This window comes from Ramlibacter sp. (assembly GCF_029866045.1).
GTDB lineage: Bacteria > Pseudomonadota > Gammaproteobacteria > Burkholderiales > Burkholderiaceae_C > Ramlibacter.
Window position 1 is genome coordinate 1 of the sequence record NZ_JARXAB010000164.1, and the last position, 11992, is coordinate 11992.

Below are 11992 nucleotides of genomic sequence, written 5' to 3' on the forward strand. Positions count from 1 at the left end.
TGGCAGGACGCGCCAGGCGCGCCCTTGCGCTGCATCGAAGTCTTGCCCTGCCAAGACCACGCCGGATTGGCCGAGGCGGCGCTTTTCTGGCTTCAGAAGAATCATTTGCCCATTCCGGAGAGCGCTGCGCTCGCGGTGGCCTGTCCTGTTCAGTCTGACCATGTCCAGCTGACCAACAGCCACTGGTCTTTTTCCATTCAGGCGCTCAAGGACCAACTCGGTCTGAAGCAGCTCGCTGTCGTCAACGACTTCACCGCGCTCGCTCTGGCCTTGCCTTGCATCGCGCCCGCCTACCTGCGCCAGATCGGTGGAAGGGTGGACCAGCCCTTTACCCGCAGGGCGCCTGTCGCCCTGCTGGGGGCGGGGACGGGCCTGGGCGTGTCGGGTCTGCTGCCCGACTCGCGGGGCGCTTGGTTGCCCTTGTCGGGGGAGGGCGGGCATGTCAGCCTGGCACTGCATGACGAGACGCAGCACCGCATCTGGTCTGTTTTGCAACAGCGGTATGGTCATGTGTCTGCGGAGCGCGTGCTCAGTGGCCAGGGCATCGTGAACATCTATGCCAGCCTGCTGCACACCGGTCAGGGCCCTGCGTCCGACTGGGGCCTGGATCCGTCTGCGGTGACCGCGCTCGCGCTCGAGCAGGGGGACCCGACGGCGCGGCAGGCCCTCTTGCAGTTCTGTCGCTGGCTGGGCGGCGCTGCGGGCGACTTGGCGCTCACCCTCGGCGCCACCGGGGGGGTGTTCATCGGCGGCGGCATTGCCCCGCGTCTGGGTACCTTCCTGGACGACTCGGGATTTCGCGAGGCCTTTGAGGACAAGGGGCGGTTTGCCGCTTACCTCCAACCCGTCCCCGTCTGGGTCATCGACACACCTTCCTCAGCGGCCTTGCAGGGGGTGGCCACCCTGCTCGATTGAAGGCGTACAGCTTCAATACGTTCAGCGCAAATGCATGGGGTGCAAATGCAAGCGCCGCAAATGCAAGCGCCGCAAATGCATTCGGCGTTTCACTGATCGAAACCGATGCCGCAAATTGACATGCATTGTCGATTATCTGTACATTCGACCCGATGTTTCGTTCGTCGGGCAGGTGTGGCGCCCTGCACGGGCAGGCACCTTCACCGAGGCCTTCACCTAGACCTTGGCCAAGGCCTTGGCGAGGGCGGGCCACGGCACAAAAAAATGATTCTGAGGAGACAGCATGACGAACCCAGCCAGCAGCGACGGGAACAAGTCCAACACCCTGCCCAGAGAGAAACTGCGGCGCCTGCTTCTTGCCGTGGTGGGCTGCTTGGGCCTTGCCGCTGCTCCCGCCGCTCTGGCCCAGGGCTACCCTGACCGGCCGATCCGCTGGGTGGTTCCCTGGCCTCCGGGCGGTGGTGCCGACCTGCTGGCCCGCATGCTCAACCCGAAGCTCTCTCAGGTGCTGGGCCAACCGGTCGTGATCGACAACCGGGGCGGCGCCGCCGGCAACATCGGTGCGGCGGTGGGCGCCAAGGCGGCGCCGGATGGTTACACCATCACCTTTGCCTATTCGGGCACGCACTCGATCAACCCGCACATCTACGCCAAGATGCCCTTCCAGGCGAGCGACTTCGCCCCAGTCATCTTCCTCACCCTGGTGCCGCAGGCCTTGGTGGTCAGCCCCAACCTGCCGGTCAAGAACATGGCCGAACTGATTGCGCTGGCCAAGACGCGGCAGGTGAGCTATGCCTCCTCGGGGCAGGGCGCGATCAACCACCTCGGCGGCGAAATGCTTGCGTCGATGTCGGGCGCCAACCTGTTGCATGTTCCTTATCGCGGCGGCGGCCCCGCCACCACCGCGGTCATGGCTGGCGAGGTCGACTTCCTCATGGGGGTGCCCGTGGTGCTGGCGCCCCAGATCAAGGCGGGCAAGGTGCGTGCCGTGGGCATTACCACCGCCAAGCGCGCCTCGGCCATGCCCGATGTGCCCACTATCGCTGAATCGGGCGTGCCCGGCTTCGACGTGAGCTCTTGGAACGGCATCCTGGTGCCTGCCGGCACTCCTGCTGATGTGATCGCCAAGCTCAACGCGGCCTTCAACCGGGTGATGGCCGACCCCGAGGTCAGAAAGCAACTGGTCGAAACCGGCTACGAAGTGGTGGGAGGGGAGCCGCAAAGGTTCACCGCCTTCATCGAGAGCGAATTGAACAAATGGGGGCCGGTGGTCAAGAAGGCCAAAGTGCAGGCCGAGTGAGGCTGCCCCCAGGACGACCATGACCGAAGCCCTGCTTGACCCGGATACCGAAGACACCCTGCGCCTGACCTTAGACGAGGCGCAGGCGCTCGGCGAAAAGGCCTTGCGCTCGATCGGTTACACCCACGAGGAAGCCAGCACCATTGCCGCGCACCTGGTGGACGCCTCGGCCTGGGGCTACGAGTTCGCCGGCTTGCCGCGCATTCTGGTGATCGCCCAGCGGCCTGAGCTTGCCAAGCCCCGGGTGCCCTTGTCCATCGTGCGCGAGACGCCTGTCTCGGCCATGCTCGATGGCGGCAACAACGTGGGCTACATCACCATGCTGCAGGCGGCAGAGATCGCCATCGGCAAGGTTCGCCAATCCGGCATTGCGCTCATTGGCATGCGAAACAGCTGGTTTGCAGGTCGTAACGCCTACTACCTGGAAAAAATCGCCCGGGCGGGCTTTTGCGGCATCTACGCCGGCAGCAGCACACCCACGGTGGTGCCGCCGGGCGCCGCGCAGAAGGTGCTGGGCACCAACCCCATGGTCATTGCGCTGCCCGGTCAGGTCAATCCCTTCATCTACGACATCGGAACCAGTTCGGTGATGTCGGGTGAACTGCTGATGAAGGCCTTTCTCGGCGAGGAGTTTGCCGAGGTCCATGGCATCAACAAGCAAGGCCAACCCACCCGCGTGGCCAGCGAGCTGCTGGAAGGGGGCGTCTTTCCCTTCGGCGGCCACAAGGGCTTTGGCTTGTCGCTGGCGATTCAGTCGCTGGGCCTGCTTGCGGGGGCCAAGTTCAGAAACGGGGACCTGAGCGACTTCGGCTACTTCCTCGTCGCCTTCGACCCCGAGCTTCTGATGCCCCGCGAACAGTTCACCGCCGAACTGGAGGCGCTTTTGAGCAAGGTAAGGAGCCTCCCCCTCCAAGCCGGTGCCAGCCCGGTTCGTATTCCTTCCGAGCGCGGGTTTCGCGAGCGCGAGATCCGGCGCCGCCAGGGCATCCTGGTGAGCCGGCGCGTCGTGGAGCACCTGCGGCAAATGTCTTGAACTTCTTCTTCTCTTTCTTCCTCTCCTTCACTTCATGGACGGTATCGAAATGAAATCAACTCTGACACGTCGACAAGTCCTGGGCAGCGCCCTTGCCGCCACCGGCAGCGTAGTGGCCGGGCCGGCCCTGGCCCAGGGTGCCTTTCCGAACCGGCCGATCAAGATCCTGGTGGGTTTTGCACCGGGTGGCTTCACCGATGTGGCGGCACGCCTGATCGGCCAGGAGCTGTCCAAGTCGCTGGGCCAGTCGGTGGTGGTCGAAAACCGTGCCGGCGCCAACGGCATGATTGCCAGCGACGCCACCGCGAAGTCGCCGCCCGACGGCTACACGCTGCACATGTCGTCGCTCGGCTTGACGACCAACCCCCTGCTGATGGACCGCAGCCAGTTCGACCCGGTCAAGAGCTTCACGCCCATCTCGCTGTTGGCGATGGTTCCCAACATCCTGGTCGTTCACAACGGCCTGCCGGCCAAGAACCTGCAAGAGCTCTTGGCGCTGGGCCGCACCCAACCGCTGCGCCAGGCCTCCGCCGGCAACGGCTCGCCGGGCCATCTCTCGGGCGCCTTGCTGCAGCTTCTGACCAAGGCGCAGATGGACCACATTCCCTACAAGGGTTCGGCGCCCGCCATGAACGACCTGGTGGCGGGCCATGTGGACCTCTCCTTCCCCACCATCCCGACCGCGCTCCCCCTGGTGCGCTCGGGCAAGCTGCGCGCCATCGGTGTGACCGGTGCCAGGCGCTCCGCCCTGATGCCCGAGGTGCCCAGCATTGCCGAAGGCGGCGTGCCCGGCTACGACATGGGTGGCTGGTACGGCCTGGTTGGCCCTGCCGGCATGCCCAAGGAAGTGACCGACACCCTGAGCCGCGAAATCGTCCGCATCATGAAGGTGCCGGAGGTGCGTGATCGCTTCATCGCCGAAGGTGCCGACCCGGTGGGCTCGACCAGTGCCGAGATGGGCGACTTTTTGGTTCGTGACTTCAAGCGCTGGGGCGAGGTGGTGAAGTCCGCCAACATCAAGGCGTCTAGCTAAGCCGATCGAAAGAGTCCCCATGGCCGCACCGATTGCCTTGGACACCCAGCGCCCTGTCGGTCACGCCAGGCGCATGGTGGCCTTTCTCCATGAACTCGATCTGGCGACGCTGCCCGGGCCGACGGAGAAAGCCCGCTGGTGCCTGCTCGACGCGCTGGGCTGTGCGCTGCTCGGCGCCCAGCAGCCTTGGGGGCAGATCATTTCGGCCGAAGTTCTCTCCGATGGCTCGCAGGGGGTGAGTCGCATCCTCGGCCGCTCAGAAAAAGTCGCCCCCAGCCAGGCTGCCTTGTGCAACGGGACGGCGATGCACGGCTTCGAACTCGACGACCTGCTGTCCGAGGCCGTCATTCACCCCGGGACGGTCATCGTCCCTGCGGTGCTCGCCGCTGCCGAGGCGGTCAACGCCAGCGGCCTGGATGTTCTGCGCGGCATCTTGGCTGGCTATGAGGCCACGGCGCGCATCAGCCTCGCACTGGGCATGCAGCCCTCACAGCGCGGTTTTCACAAGACCAGCGTGGTCGGACCTGTGGCGGGCGCGCTGGCTGCGGGGGTCACGATGCGCCTGCCGCTCGATCAGTTGCTGAACGCAGTGGGGCTGGCCTGCTCCTGCGCTTCGGGTGTCAAGAATTTTGCGGCCGGCCAAGCCGGCATGGTCAAGCGCATGCATGCGGGCCGTGCGGCAGAAGCTGCGGTGCGCATGGCCATGCTGGCCCGCCGCGGCTTCACCGCCCCGCCGGCTGCCATCGATGGCCAGTTTGGTTTGCTTGACGCCTTCAGCGCCGATACTGCGCAGCCTGCGCGCCTCGACGCGCAAATGGGCGCAAGCTGGGCGATCGACGACATCTGGGTCAAGGTCTTTCCGATCTGCGGCTGGATTCAGGGTGTGGTGCAACTGCTGCTGGCGATTCGTGCGCAGCATGGCATTGCGGCCAACGACGTCGCCAAGGTCGTGGTGGCCACCAGTGCGTTTGCCGTGAAGTACAACGGCAACACCCACATCACCGACACGATGGACGCGCAGTACAGCATTCCTTATTGCGTGGCCGTGGCTCTTGGCGGCGACCCGAATGACCCGCAGGAGTTCAACCTCCCCGCCATCGCAGACCCGGCCCGGGCCGCCATTGCCGGGCGTGTTTCGCTGGAGGTGGATGCGGTCGCCGACAGCGTCTACCCGCGTCAGTTCGCCTGCCGGGTGGAGGTTCATCTCCATGACGGTGCGGTGCATCGCGCCGAGACCCGTGACGCCCATGGCACGCCGGGAGATCCTTGCTCGGTCGATGAGCAGATTGACAAGTTCACGCGCCTGGCTCGGCTGTCGGGATGCAAGGTCGACGCGGGTGAGGTGGTTGACGTGGTGCGGCGGCTTGAATCCTTCGATTCGGTGCAGGCGCTGATGCGGCTGCTCTAGTTCCCTGTGACTGGCTGCGGTCGCCTGCTACCGCTCTCGCCCCTTCAGCTCCTTCAGCCCTGACCGTGGGATGTGCGCTTACTTCGGATGCCACGCCCCCGCGCCACCCGTGGGTACCGGCCAGGTTTGCCGCGCCAGGGCTGCTGAGAGGCTGTGGGCCGCCCGCTGCAAGGCCGGCAGGTAGCCGGTGAGTTGCTGCTCGCCCAGCTTGTGGGCCAGGCCAGAAATACACAAGGCGCCGAACAGCTTGCGGCGCGCGCCAAAAACCGGCACCGCAATGCTCGACATGCGGCTGTCCCGCTCGCCCAGCGAGATGTAGTGGCCCACACGGCGCACCGCGCTGTAGAAGTCGCCCCCGGTGCCGGCGAACGCCATCAACACATGCCCGGACGCCCCCCGGTCGAGCGGCAGCTTCTCACCAGTTCGAATGTGAAAGCGCTCCACGCTGGGCCAGTCGATGCGGGCCACACAGATGCGCGCCTCGCCCTCGCGCACAAAGAACGCCGCAGTCTCGCCGGATTCGGTGGCCAGTTTGCGCAGGACCGCGTCGATGTCATGGCCGATGTCGAAGGAGGTCTGGTAGCGCAGGCCGATATCGCCCGCCGCGGGGCCCAGGCGCCAGCGGCCGTCTTCCAACTGCACGAGGTAGCCCGAGCGGGCCAGGGTGCGCGCGGTGCGCAAGACAGTGGACTTTTCCATGCCCAGGCGCCGACTCATGTCCGCCAGGCGCAGCCCCTGTTCGTAGGGCAAAAATGCGTCGAGCACTTTCAGCGCGCGGGTGACGGCGTCCACGTTGCAACGCTCGCCGGCCGCGGCAGGGCGTGGGACGCTGTTTTGACTATTTGTTGCGCTATGCACAACTCAATTGTAGGGGGCACGTGTCCGCGACAGACTGTGGCACATGCTGATCGACTCACTTCAAAAAACCCCCTCCCAGCAGACGCCCGGCGAGCGCTTTCGCGCCGCCCTCGTCGCGCACAAGCCCCTGCCTGTGGTGGGGGTCATGAACCCCTACTGCGCTGTTCTGGCCGAGCGGGCTGGTCACTCCGCCATCTATCTGGCGGGTGGCGGTATGGCCACTTACTCGCATGGCTTGCCGGACCTGGCGCTCACCACCTTGTCCGAGGTGCTGCAGGACGTGCGCCGGATCACCGACGCCTGTGACCTGCCGCTGCTGGTCGATGTGGACACCGGCTTTGGCGGCATGCTCAATATCGCCCGTCTGGTCAAAGGCCTCATCAAGGACGGTGCGGCGGCCCTGCACATTGAAGACCAGGTCACGCTCAAGCGCTGTGGCCATCGTCCCAACAAGGGCATCGTGAGCACCGCGGAGATGGTCGACCGGGTCAAGTCTTGCGTCGACGCGCGCAGCGACGAATCGTTTTTCATCATCGCCCGCACGGATTCGCTCGCCAACGAGGGCCTGCAGGCGGCGATCGATCGGGCCTGTGCCTATGTGGAAGCCGGCGCCGACATGGTGTTTGCCGAGGCCTGCCAGGACCTGTCTCAGTACCAGGCCTTTGTGTCCGCCATCGACCGCCCGCACGCGGTGATGGCCAACATCACCGAGTTCTCGATGACGCCGCCCTTCACCCTCGAGGAGCTCGGTGGTGCCGGCGTGGCCGCCGCCTTGTTCCCCTTGTCGGCCAACAGGGCCATGGCTGCTGCGGCCATGAAGGTGTACGAGACGATCCTGCGCGAGGGCTCGGTCAAGTCCATGCTGGGCGAGATGCAGACCCGCGCGCAGTTGTACGAGGCGCTGAACTACCACGCCTACGAGCAGAAATACGACGAGCTCTTTCAGGGCCAGCCGCAGCGCTGAGCCCGCCCCACAGAAAACCAAGGAGACATCCCCATGACAAACAAATTTCAAATTGACTCCGGCAGCCGCCGCAGAACCCTGGCCCTCGCCGCGTGCCTGGTGGCAGGTACCGCCCTCAGTACCGGTGCCTGGGCGCAGGGCAGCACGGCGCCGGTCTTGCGCTTCGTGGTGCCCTTCGCCGCGGGCAGCTACACCGACAACATCGCACGCATCGTGGCCCCCGGCATCGGGCAGCGCCTGGGCCAGACGGTGGTGATCGAGAACAAGCCAGGCGCCAACGGCGTGATCGGCGCCGACTTCGTGGCCAAAGCGGCGCCGGACGGCCAAACGATTCTTGTGGGCGGAGCGAGCGTCAACACGGTCAATCCGAGCCTCTACAAGTCGCTGCCCTATGACCCGGTGAAAGACCTGCTGCCGGTTGCGCGCATCGGGCTGCTGCCCTTCATGCTGGTGGCCCACCCCGCCGTCCCGGCCAACACCATCCCCGAGCTGTTGGCCTACGCCAAGCAAAACCCGGGCAAGCTCGCCTATGGCACACCGAACGCCACCACCTTTGTTGGCATGGAGACGCTCAAGCGAGGTGCGGGGGTAGAGATCACCAGCGTCCCCTACAAGTCCAGCCCTCAGGCGGTGACCGACCTCATGGGCAACCACGTCCAGGTGCTGATTGCGGACTTTGCGACCGCCATGCCGCAGGTGCAGGCCGGCAAGATCAAGCTGCTGGCGGTGACCATGCGCAAGCGCTCGGCCCTGCTGCCGGACACCCCGGCGATCAGCGAGACGGTGAAGGACTTCGACATCTCCGCCTGGACGGGCCTGCTCTTGCCAGGCAAGGCCTCGCCGGCAGCGGCGCAGAAAATTTCGGACGCGCTCCAGGCCACGCTGGCCACCCCCGAGGTGCGTGACCGGCTCAGGGCGATCGGTTTTGACGCCCAGTCGCTGGGCCCGGCGGAGTTCGGCCCCTTCCTGCGCAGCGAGATCGTGACCTGGGCACGCCTGATCAAGGACGCCGGCGTCCAGCCGGAGTGACCCTGAAATGACACAGGTGCTGCCGTCAGAGGCGTGGGCCGTCGATGCCCACGCGCACGTGCTCGACGCCGCGCGCTTCCCCCTGAACAACCCGCTGGCCTATCAGCCCCAGGCCAATGAGTGCGGCACGCCGCGCGAGTTCGAGGTCGTGCTCGCGGCCCATGGCTTCACCCATGGTTTGCTGGTCAATCCTTTTGCCGGCTATGCACTGGACAACCGCTGCATGCTCGACGCCATCGCCAGCGGCGGCGGGCGCTTCAAGGGCGTGGCCCTGGTCGGACACGACGCGAGCGACGCCCACCTGCAGATGCTGGCCGACAGCGGCGTGGTGGGAGCGCGCTTCAACACCCTGTTCTCCGGCGCCACCTCGCTGCAAGGCAAGGAGGGCGAGCGCCTGTTGGCGCGCATCAAGGAGATTGGCTGGTTCGCGCAGATCTACTTTCACGACGACGAGGTGCTCAAGCTCCTGCCGATCCTGAGTGCGTCGGGCATCCGGGTGGTGGTGGACCACTGCGCCTGTCCGGATATCTCGCGCGGGCTTGCGCAGCCTGGTTTTCAGGCGGTGCTCGAACTCGGTCGGCGTGGTCAGGCCGGCATCAAGCTCTCCGGGCCGTTTCGCTATTCGCAGCGGGGTTGGCCCTATGAGGACTGTGACCCCTTCGTCGCTGCGCTGATGGAGGCCTTCACCCTGGACAACTGCTTCTGGGGCTCAGACTGGCCCTTTGTGCGGGTGCCGCGTCGGATTGACTACCGCCCGACGCAGCAAGTGCTCGAGCGCTGGCTGCCGGACGCGGCCGACCGGCGCAAGGTGCTGTGGGATTCGCCCCGGCGCTGGTTCGGTTTCGAGCCGCTGGCGCAGGGTCATCCGGCGCCCTGAGCGCTGGGCCATCCAGCGCCCTGAGCGTCGGTCTTGAAGCGGGCGGCCGAGTCCGGCCGGACCCTCGGGAAAGCACTGACCCGATGGCCTCAAACACCAGGGCGAGACGTCTAGACAACCGTACAATTCGAAGAGAATTTGACGCCAGGATTTCGCGCCCCATGCAGCTTCCGAATTCCCGCACCTTTGCCGGCCTGATGGACGAAATGGCCGCCCGGTTTGGTGCGCGCAACTTCCTCACCGTCGGCGACAAGCGCCTCAGTTATTCCGAGTTTCGCGGCGAGGTGCGCCAGCTTGCCAAGGGCCTGCACGCCCTGGGTGTTCGGCGCGGCGACAAGGTGGCCCTGCTCATGGGAAACCAGGCCGAGTGGCTGATTGCCGATTTCGCGGTGACCTCGCTGGGCGCCATCCTGGTGGCGGTCAACACCTGGTGGAAGCAAAGCGAGCTGCAGCATGCCCTGGTCGCCACCGAGACCTCTGTCTTGTTGATGGTGGACAGCTACCTGGGCAACGACTACCTCAGCGTTCTGAACGGCATGGGCGATCTTGGCGAGGTGTGTCCGCGCCTGCGTCATCTCGTCGTTTTGGGGGCGTCCATCCCTGCCAACGCCTTGCGCTATGAGGCCCTGCTCGAAGGCGGGCGCGCGGTGCCGGATGCGGTCATTGACGCCGCACAGCAAGCCGTGGATCCGGACGACACCGCCTACCTGCTGTTTACCTCTGGCTCCACCTCGCGCTCGAAGGCGGTGCGCCTCACCCACCGCGGCTGCATCGAAAACTGCCATGGCATCGGCGAGAACATGCACCTGACCGAGCAGGACCGCATGCTGATTCCCACCTCCATGTTCTGGAGCTTCAGCTGCGTCAATGCGCTGTTTGCCGTCATGACCCATGGCGGTTCGCTGGTGCTGCTGTTCAAGTACGACACCGGCGACATGCTGCGCCAGATCGAGCAAGAGCGTTGCACGGGTGCCTACACCCTCCCGCACATCGTGCAGGCACTGCGCGAGCACCCCGACTTGAACACGCGAGACCTGTCTTCCTGGCGCACCGGCATTTGCCGCAGCAGCCTGGTGGACATCATGGCCCAGATCGGTCCGAGGGAAATGGTCACCGGCTACGGCCTCACTGAGTGCTATGGCCACAGTGTCCAGACCGACGGTCGCAGCCCGCTGTCTGAGCGCAGGCGCCACTGCGGCCGGCCGCTGCCCGGGGTGGAGATGAAAGTCATCGACCCCGAGACCGGCCTGCTCGTGCCGGCAGGCACCGCCGGCGAGATTTTGTTGCGGGGCCATGCCACGCCGGGTTACTACAACGACCCCGAGCGCACCCGGGAGGCGATAGACGCCGAGGGCTGGTTTCACACCGGTGATGTCGGCGTTCTGGACGACGCGGGCATGCTGGCCTTCAAGGGCCGCTTCAAGGAATTGATCAAGACCGGCGGCATCAACGTGTCGCCCGCCGACGTGGAGGAGGTGCTGATGGACCATCCCGACGTTCAGCAGGCGGTCGTGGTCGGCATTCCCGACGCCGCGCGTGACGAGATCGTTGCCGCCATGGTGGTGGTCAAGCCCGGCGCGCAGGTTGACCCCTCCGCCCTCATCGCGCACTGCCGGCGGACGGCGGCAGTCTTCAAGGTGCCGCGTTTTCTGCAGCTGGTGACCGAACAGGACATTCCGCTCACCGACACCGGCAAGGTTCACAAGGGCAGGGCGCAGACCCTGCTGTCCAGCCTGTATCAAGACCAACCCAAGGAGACTCCATGATCGACCGTCGTTCACTGCTGGCCGCCGGAGCGGCTGCCGCTGGCGCGCTGGCGCTTCCCGCCGCCCGCGCCCAGGCCTACCCTGACCGGGCGATCAAGGTGGTCGTCCCCTGGCCGGCTGGCGGTAACGCTGATGTGACCATCCGACCGGTTCTCGATCGCATGGCCCAGATCCTCGGCCAGCCCATCGTCGCGGAAAACCGCGCGGGTGCCACCGGCAACGTCGGTAGCGCCCAGGCCGCCCGCGCCACGCCGGATGGCTATTCGCTGTTGCAGCTGTCTTCGTCGACCATCCTCAATTCAGCCCTGTCCCCCGACAAGACCTACGACCTGCAGCGGGACTTCGAGCCCATTGGCCTGGTCGCCTCCACGCCCATGGTGCTGGAGGTTCACCCCTCGGTGCCCGCGCGCACGCTGGCGGAGTTCATCGCCCATGCCAAGGCCAACCCCGGCAAGCTCACCTATGCCTCGGGCGGCATCGGCACCACCGCCCACCTGCTGTCCGAACTGCTCAATCTGCGGGCAGGCCTGGACATGACGCACATCCCCTACCAGGGGGGCGCCCCGGCGGTGGCCGACCTGATCGGCGGCCATGTGAACCTCTATTTCGACGTGCTGCCGACCGCGCTGCCGGCGTCCCGCGACGGGCGGGTGCGCATTTTGGGCATTGCCGCGACCCGCCGCTCGCCCAAGCTGCCAGACGTGCCGACCTTCATCGAACTTGGGCTTGCCGACCCGGTGGCCTCGGTGTGGGTGGCCATGCTGGCCCCCAAGGGCACGCCGCCGGCGGTCTTGGCTCTCCTGAACGAC

Annotated in this window: 11 protein-coding genes; 10 read left to right on the forward strand and 1 reads right to left on the reverse strand. The window is 65.9% G+C overall.

The window, feature by feature from the left end; translation table 11 throughout:
* From glk to QE494_RS16450, 5 genes are all read left to right on the forward strand, one after another.
* On the forward strand, positions 1 to 915 hold a 915-nt coding region (gene glk / locus QE494_RS16430; RefSeq protein ID WP_300045074.1), incomplete at its 5' end, for a glucokinase.
* 283 nt (positions 916 to 1198) lie between these two features.
* Complete coding sequence (locus QE494_RS16435) at positions 1199 to 2215, forward strand: tripartite tricarboxylate transporter substrate binding protein (RefSeq protein WP_300045077.1); 1017 nt, start codon at positions 1199 to 1201, stop codon at positions 2213 to 2215.
* A gap of 19 nt (positions 2216 to 2234) precedes the next feature.
* Entirely contained in the window at positions 2235 to 3248 is a 1014-nt protein-coding gene (locus tag QE494_RS16440) for an Ldh family oxidoreductase (RefSeq protein ID WP_300045079.1), read from the forward strand.
* A 34-nt stretch (positions 3249 to 3282) separates the two neighbouring features.
* Positions 3283 to 4281 carry a tripartite tricarboxylate transporter substrate binding protein gene (locus QE494_RS16445; protein WP_300045081.1) on the forward strand — a complete coding sequence of 333 codons (999 nt, stop codon included), beginning with the start codon at positions 3283 to 3285 and terminating at the stop codon, positions 4279 to 4281.
* A 19-nt stretch (positions 4282 to 4300) separates the two neighbouring features.
* Positions 4301 to 5689: an MmgE/PrpD family protein gene (locus QE494_RS16450; RefSeq protein WP_300045084.1), complete on the forward strand. Its 1389-nt coding sequence runs from the start codon at positions 4301 to 4303 to the stop codon at positions 5687 to 5689.
* Positions 5690 to 5767: 78 nt separating this feature from the next.
* Here QE494_RS16450 and QE494_RS16455 read toward each other — a convergent pair whose 3' ends face one another.
* Positions 5768 to 6481 carry an IclR family transcriptional regulator gene (locus QE494_RS16455; protein ID WP_300045086.1) on the reverse strand — a complete coding sequence of 238 codons (714 nt, stop codon included), beginning with the start codon at positions 6479 to 6481 and terminating at the stop codon, positions 5768 to 5770.
* Between the two features lie 109 nt (positions 6482 to 6590).
* Between QE494_RS16455 and prpB the strand changes: the two genes are divergently transcribed.
* The 5 genes from prpB to QE494_RS16480 all read left to right on the forward strand — a co-directional run.
* The gene (gene prpB / locus QE494_RS16460) at positions 6591 to 7511 is read left to right on the forward strand and encodes a methylisocitrate lyase (RefSeq protein ID WP_300045089.1); all 921 of its coding nucleotides are present in this window, start codon (positions 6591 to 6593) and stop codon (positions 7509 to 7511) included.
* Positions 7512 to 7544: 33 nt separating this feature from the next.
* A complete protein-coding gene (locus QE494_RS16465) occupies positions 7545 to 8540 on the forward strand; it encodes a tripartite tricarboxylate transporter substrate binding protein (RefSeq protein WP_300045091.1) in 996 nt (331 codons plus the stop codon).
* Between the two features lie 7 nt (positions 8541 to 8547).
* Positions 8548 to 9417 (forward strand): amidohydrolase, encoded by an 870-nt coding sequence (locus tag QE494_RS16470; protein WP_300045093.1) that lies wholly within the window; start codon positions 8548 to 8550, stop codon positions 9415 to 9417.
* 161 nt (positions 9418 to 9578) lie between these two features.
* Positions 9579 to 11183, forward strand: a complete 1605-nt coding sequence (locus QE494_RS16475; RefSeq protein ID WP_300045095.1) for an AMP-binding protein — start codon at positions 9579 to 9581, stop codon at positions 11181 to 11183.
* Positions 11180 to 11992: tripartite tricarboxylate transporter substrate binding protein (locus QE494_RS16480; RefSeq protein WP_300045097.1), on the forward strand; the 813-nt coding region annotated here is incomplete at its 3' end. The genes QE494_RS16475 and QE494_RS16480, both read left to right, overlap by 4 nt.

Bases quoted from the DNA above. Each gene is read 5' to 3' on its own strand.
- QE494_RS16465 (WP_300045091.1), top strand. From the start codon at position 7,545: ATGACAAACAAATTTCAAATTGACTCCGGCAGCCGCCGCAGAACCCTG.
- QE494_RS16475 (WP_300045095.1), top strand. From the start codon at position 9,579: ATGCAGCTTCCGAATTCCCGCACCTTTGCCGGCCTGATGGACGAAATG.
- QE494_RS16440 (WP_300045079.1), top strand. From the start codon at position 2,235: ATGACCGAAGCCCTGCTTGACCCGGATACCGAAGACACCCTGCGCCTG.
- QE494_RS16470 (WP_300045093.1), top strand. From the start codon at position 8,548: ATGACACAGGTGCTGCCGTCAGAGGCGTGGGCCGTCGATGCCCACGCG.
- QE494_RS16450 (WP_300045084.1), top strand. From the start codon at position 4,301: ATGGCCGCACCGATTGCCTTGGACACCCAGCGCCCTGTCGGTCACGCC.
- QE494_RS16445 (WP_300045081.1), top strand. From the start codon at position 3,283: ATGGACGGTATCGAAATGAAATCAACTCTGACACGTCGACAAGTCCTG.
- prpB (WP_300045089.1), top strand. From the start codon at position 6,591: ATGCTGATCGACTCACTTCAAAAAACCCCCTCCCAGCAGACGCCCGGC.
- QE494_RS16435 (WP_300045077.1), top strand. From the start codon at position 1,199: ATGACGAACCCAGCCAGCAGCGACGGGAACAAGTCCAACACCCTGCCC.